The organism is Pseudoalteromonas sp. SG44-17 (genome assembly GCF_014164235.1).
Lineage (GTDB): Bacteria > Pseudomonadota > Gammaproteobacteria > Enterobacterales > Alteromonadaceae > Pseudoalteromonas > Pseudoalteromonas rhizosphaerae.
The window spans coordinates 219,804-235,176 of record NZ_JACJEV010000004.1 but is presented as its reverse complement, the minus strand read 5'-3'; the positions used below and the strand labels follow the sequence as shown (position 1 = coordinate 235,176).

At 39.3% G+C, this 15,373-nt stretch carries 14 protein-coding genes and 1 pseudogene; 10 read left to right on the top strand and 5 right to left on the bottom strand.

Going from position 1 to position 15,373, the window contains the following annotated elements:
• Positions 1 to 810, top strand: a complete 810-nt coding sequence (mutM, locus tag H5182_RS05155) for a bifunctional DNA-formamidopyrimidine glycosylase/DNA-(apurinic or apyrimidinic site) lyase (protein ID WP_145234708.1) — start codon at positions 1 to 3, stop codon at positions 808 to 810.
• Positions 811 to 882: 72 nt separating this feature from the next.
• On the opposite strand, the gene H5182_RS05150 is transcribed toward mutM, so the two are convergent.
• Genes H5182_RS05150 through H5182_RS05140 form a run of 3 tightly spaced genes read right to left on the bottom strand, consistent with a single transcriptional unit; the run spans position 883 to position 3,330 of the window.
• Positions 883 to 1,383 (bottom strand): DUF3299 domain-containing protein, encoded by a 501-nt coding sequence (locus H5182_RS05150; protein ID WP_149983159.1) that lies wholly within the window; start codon positions 1,381 to 1,383, stop codon positions 883 to 885.
• A 10-nt stretch (positions 1,384 to 1,393) separates the two neighbouring features.
• Positions 1,394 to 2,644, bottom strand: a complete 1,251-nt coding sequence (locus tag H5182_RS05145) for an FtsX-like permease family protein (RefSeq protein ID WP_182759636.1) — start codon at positions 2,642 to 2,644, stop codon at positions 1,394 to 1,396.
• Positions 2,641 to 3,330, bottom strand: coding sequence for an ABC transporter ATP-binding protein (locus H5182_RS05140; RefSeq protein ID WP_182759656.1), 690 nt, complete (start codon positions 3,328 to 3,330; stop codon positions 2,641 to 2,643). The genes H5182_RS05145 and H5182_RS05140 overlap by 4 nt, the downstream gene beginning before the upstream one ends.
• 184 nt (positions 3,331 to 3,514) lie before the next feature.
• On the opposite strand from H5182_RS05140, the gene H5182_RS05135 reads away from it, so the two are divergent.
• The 7 genes and pseudogenes from H5182_RS05135 to H5182_RS05105 all read left to right on the top strand — a co-directional run bounded on the left by H5182_RS05135 (position 3,515) and on the right by H5182_RS05105 (position 10,540).
• Complete coding sequence (locus H5182_RS05135; protein ID WP_182759635.1) at positions 3,515 to 4,621, top strand: phosphoribosylaminoimidazolesuccinocarboxamide synthase; 1,107 nt, start codon at positions 3,515 to 3,517, stop codon at positions 4,619 to 4,621.
• 163 nt (positions 4,622 to 4,784) lie between these two features.
• Positions 4,785 to 5,444, top strand: a complete 660-nt coding sequence (locus H5182_RS05130) for a methylamine utilization protein (RefSeq protein ID WP_145234718.1) — start codon at positions 4,785 to 4,787, stop codon at positions 5,442 to 5,444.
• Positions 5,437 to 7,749: an EAL domain-containing protein gene (locus tag H5182_RS05125; protein ID WP_182759634.1), complete on the top strand. Its 2,313-nt coding sequence runs from the start codon at positions 5,437 to 5,439 to the stop codon at positions 7,747 to 7,749. Before H5182_RS05130 ends, H5182_RS05125 begins: the two co-directional genes overlap by 8 nt.
• A complete protein-coding gene (locus tag H5182_RS05120) occupies positions 7,736 to 8,569 on the top strand; it encodes a DUF3034 family protein (protein ID WP_182759633.1) in 834 nt (277 codons plus the stop codon). The genes H5182_RS05125 and H5182_RS05120 overlap by 14 nt, the downstream gene beginning before the upstream one ends.
• A complete protein-coding gene (locus tag H5182_RS05115) occupies positions 8,569 to 8,988 on the top strand; it encodes a group 1 truncated hemoglobin (RefSeq protein WP_145234724.1) in 420 nt (139 codons plus the stop codon). Before H5182_RS05120 ends, H5182_RS05115 begins: the two co-directional genes overlap by 1 nt.
• Before the next feature lie 185 nt (positions 8,989 to 9,173).
• On the top strand, positions 9,174 to 10,148 hold the full coding sequence (locus tag H5182_RS05110) for a CDP-glycerol glycerophosphotransferase family protein (RefSeq protein WP_310736422.1): 975 nt from the start codon (positions 9,174 to 9,176) through the stop codon (positions 10,146 to 10,148).
• A pseudogene (locus H5182_RS05105) lies at positions 10,145 to 10,540 on the top strand (adenylyltransferase/cytidyltransferase family protein). The gene H5182_RS05110 and the pseudogene H5182_RS05105 overlap by 4 nt, the downstream one beginning before the upstream one ends.
• 36 nt (positions 10,541 to 10,576) lie before the next feature.
• On the opposite strand, the gene H5182_RS05100 reads toward H5182_RS05105, so the two are convergent.
• Positions 10,577 to 11,593 (bottom strand): CDP-glycerol glycerophosphotransferase family protein, encoded by a 1,017-nt coding sequence (locus H5182_RS05100; protein ID WP_182759632.1) that lies wholly within the window; start codon positions 11,591 to 11,593, stop codon positions 10,577 to 10,579.
• A 235-nt stretch (positions 11,594 to 11,828) separates the two neighbouring features.
• On the opposite strand from H5182_RS05100, the gene H5182_RS05095 reads away from it, so the two are divergent.
• Both H5182_RS05095 and H5182_RS05090 read left to right on the top strand, forming a co-directional pair.
• Positions 11,829 to 13,064, top strand: coding sequence for a capsular biosynthesis protein (locus tag H5182_RS05095; protein ID WP_182759631.1), 1,236 nt, complete (start codon positions 11,829 to 11,831; stop codon positions 13,062 to 13,064).
• On the top strand, positions 12,997 to 13,851 hold the full coding sequence (locus tag H5182_RS05090; RefSeq protein WP_182759630.1) for a sulfurtransferase: 855 nt from the start codon (positions 12,997 to 12,999) through the stop codon (positions 13,849 to 13,851). Before H5182_RS05095 ends, H5182_RS05090 begins: the two co-directional genes overlap by 68 nt.
• On the opposite strand, the gene H5182_RS05085 is transcribed toward H5182_RS05090, so the two are convergent.
• A complete protein-coding gene (locus H5182_RS05085) occupies positions 13,820 to 15,364 on the bottom strand; it encodes a tetratricopeptide repeat-containing sulfotransferase family protein (RefSeq protein ID WP_259398200.1) in 1,545 nt (514 codons plus the stop codon). The two genes, H5182_RS05090 and H5182_RS05085, sit on opposite strands and share 32 nt — an antisense overlap.
• Between the last annotated feature and the right edge of the window lie 9 nt (positions 15,365 to 15,373).

Here is a 15,373-nt window from a genome sequence, read left to right as displayed (position 1 = left end):
ATGCCTGAATTACCAGAGGTTGAAGTTAGCCGAATGGGGATCACCCCACATATTTTGCAGCAAACAGTTACAAAGGTGAATATTCATAATCCGAATATGCGTTGGCCTGTGCCGGATGATGTGTACAAAATCGCTAACTTAGCTGTTTTAGCTGTTGAGCGTAGGGCAAAGTATTTGCTACTTGAGTGTGAACTGGGCAGCATTATTTTGCATTTAGGTATGTCGGGTAATTTACGAGTTGTTGAACAAAATGAGCCATTAAAAAAGCATGATCATATCGAGTTTATATTTGCCAACGGTAAAGCATTGAGACTAAATGACCCACGCCGATTTGGTTGTTGTTTATGGCAAGCGCCCGGAGAATGTCATAGCTTACTGAGCAAACTGGGCCCTGAGCCACTCACTGATGAATTTACTGCTAAGCGCGTATATGAGCAGTCACGAAATAAGAAAGTGCCAATCAAACAATTTATTATGGATAACGCTGTGGTGGTTGGTGTGGGTAATATTTACGCTAACGAGTCTCTTTTTAAGGCCGGTATTCATCCAAAACGTGAAGCAGGAAAAGTATCACAAGCGCGCTATCAGCAATTAATCCCTATTATTAAAGATACTTTGGCTGCGGCTATCACTCAAGGTGGCACGACATTAAAAGACTTTGCCCAAAGTGATGGTAAACCAGGTTACTTTGCACAACAGTTATTAGTTTATGGCCGCAAAGGTGAGCCATGTATGGTATGTAAGAAAGCATTAACAGAAATTCGTTTAGGGCAACGTAGTACAGTGTACTGTAGTCAATGCCAAAAATAAGTTAAGGCATGTTGCACTTGAGAGCTGCTATTTGCAGCACTGGGAACAACACGCCTGAGGTATGTATCTGAGTTACAGCTCAAACGGTGCAACGCCGACGGCTGTCATTTTATAGCCCACTTGTGCAATGTCGCCACTCCAGGTTTCAGTGCTGATGACGCCGGTAACGACTATGGCATCGTACAAACTTTCAATTGGCACGCCGCCTTTAATTGTCACATGAACAATTTGATTCGGTGGTGGTGGTGGCACGTGGATGCAAGCACCAAAGTAAGGCACTAATAAAAACTCAGTAATCATTTCGCTGTCACCTTCAAGAGGTACTACAAACCCAGGTAAGCTGACTGATTGGCCATTGAGTTCCTTAACAATTGGTGCATCTAGATCAGGTTGCACCCAATTTTGCTCTGTACCTTCATGGCTAGCTTGATCTTGAGTATCTATTTGTACATGTCCCTTAGGAATTAAATCTTCCCAAAAAATTTCTTTTGGTTCATTGGCATAACTACTAAAATTATAACCAAAGCTAAAAATAACTAAGCAAAGCAAAGTGAGCTTTTGAAAGTACTGCATGATATTCCTCTTAAATTTTAATGCTCATGCCATCAGACAATGAGTAAAAATAGGCGCGGGTGGCTGGTATCAAACCAACGATAAAGCCGGCCGCCATAATAGCGCCGATCAATACCAGTTCATAGCTCGATAGCATCGCAATGGTGATTGTGATGCCGGCATTACTTTGCAAGTAACCTGTGGCAAGAGACATTAATAAATAAAATAACCCACAACCTACTAGGCAACCTAAAAAGGTTATCAGTAGTGATTCTATGCTGATCAATGTGAATAAATGCCAAGGACGCGCACCGACAGAGCGTAAAATGGCCAATTCGCGGCGGCGTTGGTTAAGGCTGGCCAATAGGGTCGTTAGCATGCCTAGCAGACTCACGAGTACCACTACGATAGAAAACAGCAACAAGATTTTTTCAACAATTGTCAGCATTTCCCATAGCTCACGCAAAGTTACACCAGGCATGATGGCAAGCAACGCTTCAGGTTTGTACTGATTAATATTACGCCTTACTTGTAACGTATAAAGCGGAGAATCAAAACCCACTAAAAACGCGGTGATTTGCTTAGGTTCGCCTGTTAGATCATCATGCTGTTCATGTTCATGTTCATGTTCATGGCTGGTGTGGTTACCGCTGTGGATCAGTTCAATAGCCGCTAATGGAATATGTAGGGTTTTATCAACTGGCGTGCCTGTCGCATCTAAAATGCCAACCACAGTGAAAGGATTATCATCATGATGATGAAAGCTGGTATTACCCATACCGTGTGAAATAACGATACTATCACCCAGCGAATAGCCTAGCTTGGCTGCTACCTGCGCGCCCAGTACGACCTCATTTAAATGGGCGAAGGCGCGGCCTTGGCTAAACCTAAGCTGCTGCTTTTTAGCAAATTTATAATGTTGAAAATAATCAGCGGAGGTGCCCAGTACCGCTTGGCCTTTATGGCTATCTCCTAGTGATAGCGGAATGGTCCAGTTGACGCCGCGTTGCTGTTTTATATATTGGTAGCTTTGCCAGCTAACGCCATTATTAGCATGACCGATGCGAAAAACCGAAGACAATAACAGCTGTATATCTCCGGTACGAGCGCCAACAATTAGATCAGTACCAGAAATGGTATTACTAAAACTACTTTTGGCATCAACCCGTACTCGCTCAATACTCAGCAATAACATGACACTAACAGCAATAGTAAACAGAGTTAAGAATGCACTAGCGCGGCGATTATATAAGCTACTAATAGCAAGTTTTAAGAGGATCATTTACCTTGCTCCTGTAGCGACAGTAAATCAATGTTGCGATTAAAAAGCGGTTGTAAGCTGATATCATGGCTGACAAAAAGTAAGGTGCTATTCGCTTCATTTGCTTGTGTAAAAAGTAAGTTGATAAAGGACTGGCGATTGTTTGCATCAAGAGCAGACGTTGGCTCATCGGCAATTATCAATTCGGGGCTGCCAATAAAAGCGCGCGCCGCCGCGACTCGCTGTTGCTGACCAATACTCAAGCTAGCCACATTTTGTTGGTGTAATTGCTCGTCTAAGCCCAGTGCATTTAATAGCCTTGAGGCCTCTTGATTAAGGGTTGGACTATTAATTAATGCTTTTTTTTGCCGTGATTTTGAAAATTGGCAACCTAATGTGACATTATCAATCGGTGATAAGTAAGGTAGTAAATTAAAATTTTGAAAGATATACCCAATATGCTCAGCGCGAAACTTATCGCATTTACTTTTACTTAATCGACCCAGTTCACAACCTAAAATACTCAATTGGCCTGATGTAGGACGGTTAATACCTGCAAGTAACGATAATAAAGTGGATTTACCACAGCCGCTAGGGCCATGTAAAAACACATGTTCGCCTTTAGCAATGCTAAGTGTTGCAATTGCTAAAGTGGGTTTGACTTGTTGTTTTTGCCATTTAAAACTTAGCTGCTGTATATTAATCATCACGTAAATTACTACTGGATTTTGATGTTATCTTATAACGTGTATAATAAAATACCAACTAAACTGCGTTAAATCACATAGTGCTTTAATTGTGATTTCCTCCGGTCTCGATTATTATTAGCGGCTTATAACCCCATACCCATACGATCGCCCTTACAGGGCGTGCCATATACTCGGAGATAGCATGACTAGCTATAAAGTTTTAGACGTAAACGATGACTTACCAATACGCACAAAGGGCCCAGTTCACAGTGGCAAAGTACGTTCAGTTTATTGGTTAACAGACGAAGACAGCGCGCGTTTGATCAGTGACAAAGGTTACCAAGTGCCAAAGGGTACAGAACTGGCTATTATGGTTATTTCTGATCGTATCTCCGCGTTTGATTGTATATGGCAAGGCGAAAATGGTTTAAATGGCGTGCCAGGTAAAGGGATCGCATTAAACACAGTTGCTGCTCATTGGTTTAAGTTATTTGATCAGGCAGGCCTTGCGGGAAATCATATTGTTGATATTCCACATCCGTATGTGTGGATTGTCCGTAAAGCCAGTACAGTAAAAGTAGAAGCAATTGCTCGTCAATATATTACAGGCAGCATGTGGCGTGATTATAATAAAGGTATTCGCAACTTTTGTGGTTTAGAGCTGCCAGATGGCTTAACTGCGAACCAAAAATTAGATGAAGTACTTATTACGCCATCAACAAAAGGTATTATTACTGGCGTTGCAGATATTCCTGCGGTGGATGATGTCAATATTACCCGTGAAAACATAACTAATAACTTGAGTGTGTTTAATTTTAAGTCCGAAGATGATGTTGCTCAATACGAGAAATTACTTGTTGAGGGTTTTGCTTTAATTAGTGCTGAGCTAGGAAAACTAGATCAAATCTTTGTCGATACAAAATTTGAGTTTGGCTATGTAGAAGATATTGATGGTACAGATAAACTAATCTATATCGATGAAGTTGGGACGCCTGATTCATCAAGAATTTGGGATGGTGCTGCGTATCGTGATGGTAAAATTGTTGAGAACTCTAAAGAAGGGTTCCGCCAATTGTTAATTAATAATGTGCCTGATAGTGATGTGTTATTGAATAAAGATCGCATGCTTGAACGTGAGCAACTAGCAAAAGATTACATTTTACCTGAGTCGGTTATGTTAGCTGTTTCTGATACTTATGTAGGTATCGCTAGCAAAATTGTGGGTCGTGATATTTTAATTCCAACAGATCCGCGTAGTGAAGTAATTGCCATTTTAGACGGGCAATATGGTTTAATCTCTAATGCTTAATTACTAGTAATCAACTTGCACCATTTTAAAAGCTTAGAGTTTTGCTATTATTTATAGTTACTGGGCTTTTATTCTTGCATTTAGAGTCAGTCTCTAATTAACTTAACCTAAGATTAATTAGAGATACTCATATGTTAGTGTTCGCACAACAGGGGATGACCAAATGAGACTGCAAGTAATGGCAACAAAAAGCATCATGACAGTTTTCGCTATGGTGCTTGCATGCGATGTTTATGCGCAAGATGTTACGCTCAACATCGTTGATCAATATGGGCAGCCTCTCACCAATGCAGTGATAGAAATTGCTAGCGAAAGCAATAAAACATTATCGCAACAGTTACCTGTACTGATAATGGATCAAGTAGATAAGCAGTTTTCACCAACGCTTTTGATTGCTCACCAAGGGCAGCAAGTGAACTTTCCTAATAGCGATAATATTCGCCACCATGTATATTCTTTCTCGGAAGCTAAACCATTTCAGTTAAAGTTATATTCTGGACAACCAGAAGCTCCGATTACATTTGAAAATCAAGGGGTTGTGGTGCTTGGCTGTAATATCCATGATTCTATGCTAGGGTATATTTATGTTGCGAAAAGCGCTGATGTTTATCAAAGTGATGAGCATGGGAATGTGCAACTAAGTGGCCTAAATTTGCCAGTACAGCTAACTATTTGGCATGCTTTACAAAAGAACGCACTCGAAGCAAAACAGCCTTTAACGTTAGCTGTAAATTCACCTCATAGTTTACAAGTGACACTGCAAACAACTGAGCCTAAGCCACGTAATACTTTTGGTAGTAAGTTTAAGGGTGGGAATGACTAATAGTTTAAAAAATCGCATAACTGTTTTATGTGTAGGCTTAGTGTTATTAACTACTGTTGTGAGCTTATTTAGTTTTTGGTGGTCGACGAGTCAATTTAATGAAAAAAAGGTCACCCAAGATATTAATGTGGCTGAAAATGTCTATAAGCAGTACCTAGCGTCAAAAGAAAGTTTATTGCTCACAGCTGCAAAAGTACTGACTGCTGATTTTGGCTTTAAACAAGCGGTTGCTACCAAAGATGCAAATACCATTAGTAGCGCATTGTATAATCATAGTCAGCGAATCAATGCTGATTTAATGCTGCTTCTAGATCTGTCAGGAAAGTTAATTTCTACTAATAAACAGCAAGATTTTAATAATAACTTACAAGAATTAATGAATGAGTTGCTCAATAATACCGAGCAATCTAGTTTTGTAGTGCTACACGAACAATTGTATCAAGTCATTTTACTACCAGTTAAAGCCCCGCGTACTATCGCCTACAGTTTAGTCGGTTTTAAAATTGATGATGAGGTTGCGGTTGAACTAAAAAACTTAACAGGTATGGATGTAAGCTTTATAGCTAAAAGCGATAATTTGGTTAAAAGCTCTTTGTTAGAGCGTCCAAGCCCATTTATTCCAAACGAGTATTTTCATAATTCCACCACAAAACGTATTTTTGGTGAACAATTGGTATATCGCAATCGCGATGTACATTTGCCTTCACTTGACGATCATCCCGTTAATGTATTGCTTAGTGCTGATCTAACGCAGAGTTACAGTGAATTTGAGAGATTGTTTTACACGTTAGTCATTCTTGCGTCTTTAACGATTTTTATCGGCGTTATTACCAGTAGTTTATTGGCCAAAAACTTAACCATGCCGTTATCACAGTTGGCGAGTTTAGCGCGGCAGTTTGCGCGAGGAAACTACAGTGTTGATGCGATGAGTAAAAACCAAAGCAATGAAATAGCTACATTAATTGATGCTTTTAAGAACATGGGTAATGATATCCAAGAGCGTGAACAACAAATTAGCTTTGCCGCAAAGCATGATTCTTTAACTGGTTTTTATAATCGTTCTGCAATGCTGGAAGTGTTGAGCGAAAATCTTGAACAAAACCAAGAATACACCTTAGTGGCAATCGATATTCGTGGTCTTAGGCATATTAACGATAAGCTAGGAGCTCGTATTGGCGATGACTGCTTAAAAGCTGTGGCTTTACGTATTGCTGAGTTTTCAGATGAGTTTGGTGGTTTACATGCACGTATTGGTGGTGATGAATTTTTAACCGCTTTTCCTAGTGGTGCAGGGCGTAATCTTAAAAGTGGCATAGTCGGGTTAATGGCGCAGTTACAAGCTGGTTATACTATTCAAAAGCTTAAAATCAATTTACGTTTTAGTGCTGGTGTGGTGGAGTACCCTTCACAAGGGTTACAAGCGGATGATTTAATGCGTCGGGTCTTGATTGCTGTGGATAGTGCCGCAAGTGCTCATGAAAATATTCATTATTACCTGCCTGGAGAGGATGAAGCGCATCTTGATAGGCTCATTATGATCGATGAGCTCAAGCAAGCGATTAATGATGACGATGGTCAATTGTTTATGACCTATCAGCCTAAATTACATATCGCTACACAACAAATCAATAAAGTGGAATCGCTTATTCGTTGGCAACGCAAGGATGGTAGTTGGGTATCGCCGGAGCTATTTATTGACCTAGCTGAACAATCGGGATTAATTGTTGACCTTACCGGTTGGGTGGTAAAAACAGTAATAGCACAGGTCGGACTTTGGCAACAGCAAGGCATTTATATGCAAGCTGCAATTAATGTTTCAGCCCAAGATATCGCTTATCCCGGCTTTCACTCCAATTTAATTCGTACATTAAAACAGTTTTCAGTTGCACCTGCGCTTATCACGATTGAATTAACAGAGCGCGATATGATTGAAAATGAAGAAAAAGGTATTCAAGCGTTGGAAAACTTGAAAGCAATCGGTGTCAAAATTTCTCTTGATGATTATGGGGTTGGGCAAACATCGCTAGGGCGCCTGAAAATGTTACCTATTGACGAGCTGAAGTTAGATAAGTGTTTCATTCTTAAACTAGATAAATCTGAAAAAGATCAGTTTATTGTTGAATCTACGATTACCTTAGGTCATCAGCTTGGCTTCTCTGTGGTAGCCGAAGGGGTTGAAACATTAGAGTCGCTAGAGCTGCTACAAAAAATGCAGTGTGATCATGTGCAAGGGTATTATCTAAGTCGTCCACTCAAAGCAGACGTGTTTGAGCAATGGTTGGAGCAGTATAATGAAAAAGCTTAAATTATTATGTTTAACTGTTATCGCATTATCTGCATTTAATACTTTTGCCTCAAAAGGCAAGCTGCTAGCAACGCCAGGAGTATCGCAAGTAGAAGGTAGTGGTGGTGGTGGTATCGTGCCTTGGGCGCAGCTTGCGGGTTATGCCAGCGAGGATGAGTTTTCTATTAATGGCTTTTGTAGTCGGGCCGATGTTACCGATTACAGCTTAGATGTATGCGGTGCACAAGTTAACTTATTTAATCGCGTTGAGCTTAGCTATGCACAGCAAAACTTTGCTGTGCCGGCGCTAAATACCGAGATAGAACAAGAAATCAGCGGTGTTAAGATTAGGCTCTATGGTGATATTGTTTATAGTGACTGGCCTCAAGTTACCTTGGGAGTACAACATAAATCACTTGATGATGGCGCAGTCGCTATGTTAGTCGGGGCTAAGGATACCTCCGGTACGGATATTTACCTTGCTGCAAGCAAGCTACATTTAGGGGCCATTGCAGGTTATAATTGGTTTTGGAATGTTACCACGCGTTATAGTGAAGCAAATCAGCTTGGCTTACTCGGATACGGTGGGGCGAATAGCAATGAAAAACTCTTATTTGAAGGTAGTACTGCCATTTTTCTTAGTCGAGAAGTTGCTGTTGGAATAGAGTATCGTCAAAAATCAAATAATCTCGGATTGGGTGAGCAAGATTGGCAAGATGTGTTTGTTGCTTGGATACCAAATAAATACGTAAGTGTCACTGCAGCATACCTTGATTTAGGTAGAATTGCTGGGGCAAAAGACCAAACCGGTTGGTACTTATCGGTAACAGGATATTGGTAATGGGAAAAATACTAACAACGATAGTGTTAATAGCCAGCTTAGCAGGTTGTTCATCGGCTTCAAATCTAACGTTGTATCAGCAACTTGGTGGTCAAGCCGGGCTACAAAGACTGGTTGATAGTTTCATTAATCAAATCGGTAATGACGAACAAATTATTCATTACTTTGAGCATGCAAATATTAGCCATTTCCGTGAAGGCTTTATTAATCATTTGTGTGTACTAACTGATGGGCCCTGTGAGTACACGCGTGATAGTATGGTTGATATTCATACTGGCATGCACATCACGGAGGGTGACTTTAATCATGTGGTTGATTTGTTAATCAATGCCATGAATGAACAAAATATTAGTCATACAGTGCAAAATAAAATACTCGCGAAAATGGCACCACTGAGAACCGAGATTATTAAGATTTAAGCAAAAATAGTCGTTGTTATGATAGTTTAGGCTGAAATAAAATTATGGTTTCTGTACAATGGCATTTGTTTTTGGTTAAATTAATGTAAATTATGTTCGTGTATTTTGATGTTTTGCATATTTATTATATCCCTCAATACTTACCAGTTATAAAAAAGCTGACCAAAAAAGGGCATAAATGTGTATTGATTTTTTATAAATCGCAGGATGCGAAACTAATTTCTGTTTGCAATAAGTTTATTGCAGACAATCGGCTATCAGCAGTTTGGCTAAATGATACCAGTCAGGCTTTTGCTTTTTACCAAAAAAGTGAAGTTGATTGGATTATATTTGGTAATGCATTTCCACAAAGCGAAAAGTTAAATAAAAAAACAGCACTGATGCAACACGGAATTGGCCCCAAACAGTGCTACTACGATGTATCAAATGCAGGAATGACTGTAAGGTTTGTTGAAGGGGTACATCGGAAAAATCGATTACAAAGCCTTTATCCTAACGGTACTTTTATTGACTCAGGTTATGCGAAGTTAGATCCTCTATTTGACTACAGTGTTGAAAAAATATCACTGGAAAAGCTCGGTCTGGATCCTAATAAAAGAACATTGCTATATGCGCCTACATTTTATCCAAGTTCAATTGAGTGTATGAGCGACCATTTTGCGGATGACTTTGCAGATTATAATATAATTATAAAACCACACTTTTTTACGCTTACAAAACCACGTTATAAAAAACAACGCTTTAAATTAGCTAATTGGAAAAAACACACAAATGTTTATATTGCGGATGAAAATCAATTTGATTTAACACCATTTATTGCGGTTGCCGATATTATGCTTTCAGACGCATCGTCAGCTATTTTTGAATTTGCTGCACTAGATAAACCCGTTATATGGTGTGACTTCTATAAATTACGCTGGAGTTACCGTGGTATTTTTTCATTTCGTTTGAAAGGGCGTTTGGATGATGATATTCATTATTTTAATGAAATTTGTTACCCTGCTAAGCATTATCAAGATCTCGCCAATATGATTAATCAATCTAGTTACGAGAGTGACGTTTTCAAAGAAAATAGGGCGAGGCTTATTAAGTTGCTCGCTGGTAAAATGGATGGCTTATCTGCTGAGCGCATTGCTAACTATTTAGAAGAGAATAAATGAGGCGAGTAATAACTTTTGGGACGTTTGATATTTTCCATGTTGGCAATATTAATATATTAGAGCGAGCGAAAGCACCGGCTGATTACTTAATTGCAGGTGTGCTTTCAGGTGCTCTTAATATGTCAAAAAAGGTCGTAATCCAGTTTACAGTGAAGCAGATAGAGTGAGAATAATCAGTTCATTGCGTTGATGAGATGTTTATTGAGCAATAATTAGAGCTTAAAGGTGAGTACATTACTGAACATAATGCTGACTTATTAGTAATGGGGGATGATTGGGCTGGACGTTTTGATGAATTTAAAAGCTTGTGTGATGTTAAATACCTTATTCGAACCCCATCAATTTCAACCACTGAAATTATTGAAGTGGTACGTAATCCATTATCGCAATAAATGTTGTAAGGTGGGGCTTGCCCACCTTCGATTTAATTACTTTAATTTCATATAGTTTAGCGCTTTACGGATTTTGTATCTGCGCAGTAGATTAAGCGGCTTTTGCATAACTCCGGTCTCAATAATCTGTGCAGTTGCTGCTAGTATGCGTTGAGCGCTGTTTCCATCAGTAAAAGGATGTACTTGAGTTATATACTGGTTAATTTTCAGTTGCTGCTCATCGCTGAAAGATAATGCTTGCTCTAGCGCGTTAGTTAATTGCTCTGCAGCTGTGATATTAATTAAAGCATCTTGAGGTTGGCTATTGTTAAAGGTGATAACGGGTTTGCCTAATAATAATGATTCATCGACGGCACTTGATGTATCTGAAATAACCACATCAGCGTGTTGAATTAATGGGATTAAGTTATCGTTTTGGCAAATTTCAAAATGTTCCATTTCAGCCAGAGTCAGATAAAGCTTTTGCCACTGAGGTTTAGTTTTTGGATGAAACTTCAGTTTTATATCGTAATCACCACTACTTGCAAGTGATTTTATTTGCTCAAATAAAATCTCGAGAGAAGATAAATTTGGCGAAAATGTTGGCGCATATAAGATAACGGGCTTCTCATTTTGTCTTTTTTCGTAATTAAAATAAGGATCAAGTTTCGGCCAGCCAGTTTCTATCACTCTAAAATAACGGTGTTTTTCTGCTAAGCGTGTAAATGGTTCCGTTGTAAGAGGACCGTGAGTACAGTACAAATCAAAAAAACCTCGAATCGCAAAATGACCTTTCTTTTTATATTCTAAGCCATGAAAAACTTGCACTTTCACACCGGGGAAAAAATCTGGGACTACATTTCCAGGTACGAACACTGCGCAGGGATTAAAGTTTTTGACATCTTCAATATTTTTAAGTTGTTGCTCTCCTTCTAACAAGCCGTTGGCAATTCCACTTCTTTTTGTAATAAACCAGCAGGCTTTATCTCCATTTGCTCTAATTGCATCTTGAATTGGGCGTAAAATAGCAAAGCTGTAAGGTTGTTCTACATAAAGCAGGTAATGTTTAGGCATAATGGGTCGCTTTTAGACTTTTAATTGGTAATTCAATATGTGGCAGAAGAATTAGATAACGCCATCTTATTTATTAAGTTTTACCGCCTATAATACAATTTTACTACAGTAAAATAAATCTATGTGATCTGCGTCTTTTAAGTAGCTAATAAAGTATTGTAACGCTTCATTCATAAATAAGTCATTATTACGGCTTAGTATTTATATCAAATATTAAAATTGGTATAAGCACCCTATGCACTTTTTATTCGTATCTCGTCGCAATGTACATGCTCGCTACTATAAAAAGTTAATCACTCAACTAAATTTAAGTGCTAGTTTACATATTTTTGGTAAGCCAATACTGCGTGCATTAAAGTACTTACCGGAGGCATTTAAAGCGTCTTTTGACGATATAATAGCTACTCAGATAAAGCGTAAACAAGCAAAGCATGCTATTTGGCATAGTTACTTGTTAATCTTACCTTATTACCTTCTACTCAATTTTGTCGAGCGTTGTCGCTACGCTAAGTATTTGGCGTTACTTACTCGGGAAAAACCAACACATCTGGTTATTTGGAATGGTCATAAACTGCCTAATATCACAGTAGTAAAAGCGGCGAAAAAGCTAGAAATTAACGTTTTTTATTATGAAAATGGCTTGCTGCCAAATACTAGCTGTTTAGATCCTAAAGGTGTTAACTTTGCATCTGCAATTAAGCGTGATCGAAATTTTTACCTTAATTTTGAATCATCATATGCATCTGATTTAAGCGCTTTAGCGTTAATGCCTCGATCAAATCACAAAAAACGTAAAGCATTTTTACAGAGTAAGTTACCGCCAAGGTATATTTTCGTGCCTTTTCAGGTTCCCCATGATACGCAAATCGTTTGTTATTCGCCCTGGATTAATTCAATGGAGATGTTATTTACAGAAGTAATGACAGCGATTGAAAAACTAAATGATCCAGAGTTAAAAGTGGTATTTAAAGAACACCCCTCTTGGCATAAACACTATTCTCATTTATATAAAAAGCACCCTCAGGCAGTATTTGCCAACGGCAATGTGACGGCTGATTTAATAGAAAATGCACAGGCCGTGATCACGATTAATTCTACCGTCGGACTAGAGGCGTTATTGTTAGGGTGCCGTGTTATTACGCTTGGGCAGGCTTGCTATAACATTGATGAATTGGTTTTACATGCGCGCAATAATGAGGAGTTAAGTGAAAAAATATCGCAAATGAACCAAGGTTGGCAATTCAATGCTCAACTTAGAAATCAATTTTTCAATTATTTAAAGCATGTTTACAGTGTCCAAGGAAGGTGGCAAGATTGCTCAAAAGAACATGCTGATGCTGTTGAAAAACGTTTGTTAGGATTGGATGTTTTTTCTCAGCAAATTAATGAAGTAAAGGATAACAATGAAAAACATCGTAACTTGCCAGTGGTTGAACGAGCACTTAAACGACCCCAAGCTGATTATTTTTGATGCCGGTATGGTGCGTCCAGGTAAGCTGGGAGAGTATAAACCAGAAGCTAAGTTACCTAATGCGCAGCGTTTTGACTTTAAAAAGCAATTAGCCGATCAAGACAATCCGCTACCGCATACCATGTGCAGTGCGGAGCAATTTACTCAGCAGATGCAGTTAATTGGGGTTGATAAAGATTCCTTAGTTATCATTTACGAAGACCAAGGCTTATTTAGTGCTGCAAGAGGTTGGTGGATGTTTAAAGCCATGGGCTTTGATAATGTCAAAGTACTCGGTGGTGGCCTTGCTAAGTGGCAGTCGTTGGGTTATTTAACTCAAATTGAATATAGCCGCCATTATCATAAAGGTAACTTTGTTGCCAAACCGCGAGTTGGTTACTTTATTGATGCTGCTGCAGTCTTTCAGGGCATAGATGATGAACATACCGTACTACTTGATGCACGAGGTTATCAGCGTTATTTAGGTGAAATGGCAGAGCCGAGAGCTGGGATGCGCAGCGGCCATATTCCAAATAGCCGCGCTTTACCTTTTGTTGAATTATTGGATGATGGCGAAGCAAAACCATTCGCTGATATTAAAGCTGCTTTCGAGGCTGTACTTGGCGATCAAGCAGATCTGCAAACTACCTTGCAATTTAGTTGTGGCTCCGGCGTTACTGCATGCATCTTGGCGTTATTTGCCGATGAGTGCGGATATGAAAATCTGCATGTTTATGACGGCTCATGGAGTGAGTGGGGCGGCCGAGACGAACTACCTATCGAAACGGGTCCTTGTCCTTCGCGTTAAACGCAAATCCGTAGTGCTGCCAGTAATCAATGGCTTTATTATTGAGAGGCTGGCGTACTTGTACTTTGCTTGCTGTTGCCGACGGGCTATGTTGCTTATGAAAATCCAGACACTTAACTTGCCAAGGTAAATCACAAAAATCATAGAGCAGCTGCGTGCTTGTGATTGGCTCTGATACTAATGTTTCGTATTGCATAATCATCACATTATCCGGGTGTTTTGCTGCAAAATGATTTATCAAAGAGCTGTAATCTTGATAAAAACTATCGATGTCTTGCAGGTTATAGCTATAGTGATGAAACGCACTGGCTGGGCTGTACAGTTGGCGGTAATTAGCTATACAGCTAGCTTTTCGGCCTCGTTGCATGCAAATGATTTTAGCCTTCGGGAAAGCCGCTAAAATTAAATCGATATAGTAAAAATTAAATGGCTGTTTGTCGCAGCTGCGTAGCTGTGCTGCTACTAGTTGACTAATACGCTGTTTATACTGACTCAACTTCGCCATTAACGCAGCATTTTTATATGCGTCATTGAGCACCACGCTATTTAATGCCTGAGCATTATTACCTTGGCAAACCTGGGCAATATCATTGAGTTCACCAACACCTTGCACCAAATCTGATTGATTCATTATTTTTTCTAGCAAAGTAGTCCCTGAGCGCGGCATACCAACAATAAATATCGGAGTAAAATCGTTGTCGCTTAAGGACGGCGTATAACTGTGACTTAAGGTTATCAGTTGCTGGCTAAATGCTTTGTGAGCTTGCGCATCATATTTTACATGCTGACAGATCGCTTGCTTACTTGTAGTAAAGTGGGCAAAGGCTTGCTTATAATCAGCGCAGTGCTCGTAATTGAGTGCAATCGCATGGTGCAGAAATTGTTGCTGCATCGGCGTTTTAGCGTATTCGGTTAAAGTTAACAGCTGTTGTAAATGCTGCTTGGCCTGCTTGTTATTGTTAAGTTCAGCTAGCGAATAGTGAGCTTGAAAATGTTGCGGATACTGTTTAACAAGCATTTGTAGTAGCAGTATTGCATCACTAAATTGCCCCATTATTTTATATGCCACTGCTAAGTTATAACAGATTTGTGGATTTTCAGGAGCATGTTGATAGGCCCGAAATTGCCACTCGAGCGCCAGTGGATAATGGCCTAAACGAGTCAGTACATTAGCAATTAAATCGCATTCAATAACTTCATAATATGGATGTTTTATTGCTTCAGTTATATATTGCTGCGCATCTAACAGCTGCCCGCGCAGTACGGCAAATTTGGCTGAGTGAGCAAAATATAAAGGTAGGGGCGCAATACTAATCGCTTTGCTTAAGAGTTTATGTGCCTTGCTAATATCATTTGCTGCAACATTTACTTGCGCTAGCAAAAAATAGCTAAAGTGATCATCTGGTGTGTTTTTAATATTATTGATCAGTAATAAGTGCGCGTCATTAAGCTTGCTATGATTAATAGCGTGCTCAATTTGTTGTTGTAGGTTTTTTTGTATCGATGTCAACATGGCAATAAG

Coding starts and splice junctions, on each gene's coding strand:
- H5182_RS05145 (WP_182759636.1), bottom strand. CDS start 2,644: ATGATCCTCTTAAAACTTGCTATTAGTAGCTTATATAATCGCCGCGCT.
- H5182_RS05095 (WP_182759631.1), top strand. CDS start 11,829: ATGCACTTTTTATTCGTATCTCGTCGCAATGTACATGCTCGCTACTAT.
- H5182_RS05150 (WP_149983159.1), bottom strand. CDS start 1,383: ATGCAGTACTTTCAAAAGCTCACTTTGCTTTGCTTAGTTATTTTTAGC.
- H5182_RS05140 (WP_182759656.1), bottom strand. CDS start 3,330: ATGATTAATATACAGCAGCTAAGTTTTAAATGGCAAAAACAACAAGTC.
- H5182_RS05120 (WP_182759633.1), top strand. CDS start 7,736: ATGAAAAAGCTTAAATTATTATGTTTAACTGTTATCGCATTATCTGCA.
- H5182_RS05130 (WP_145234718.1), top strand. CDS start 4,785: ATGAGACTGCAAGTAATGGCAACAAAAAGCATCATGACAGTTTTCGCT.
- H5182_RS05100 (WP_182759632.1), bottom strand. CDS start 11,593: ATGCCTAAACATTACCTGCTTTATGTAGAACAACCTTACAGCTTTGCT.
- H5182_RS05085 (WP_259398200.1), bottom strand. CDS start 15,364: ATGTTGACATCGATACAAAAAAACCTACAACAACAAATTGAGCACGCT.
- H5182_RS05125 (WP_182759634.1), top strand. CDS start 5,437: ATGACTAATAGTTTAAAAAATCGCATAACTGTTTTATGTGTAGGCTTA.
- mutM (WP_145234708.1), top strand. CDS start 1: ATGCCTGAATTACCAGAGGTTGAAGTTAGCCGAATGGGGATCACCCCA.
- H5182_RS05115 (WP_145234724.1), top strand. CDS start 8,569: ATGGGAAAAATACTAACAACGATAGTGTTAATAGCCAGCTTAGCAGGT.
- H5182_RS05090 (WP_182759630.1), top strand. CDS start 12,997: ATGAAAAACATCGTAACTTGCCAGTGGTTGAACGAGCACTTAAACGAC.
- H5182_RS05135 (WP_182759635.1), top strand. CDS start 3,515: ATGACTAGCTATAAAGTTTTAGACGTAAACGATGACTTACCAATACGC.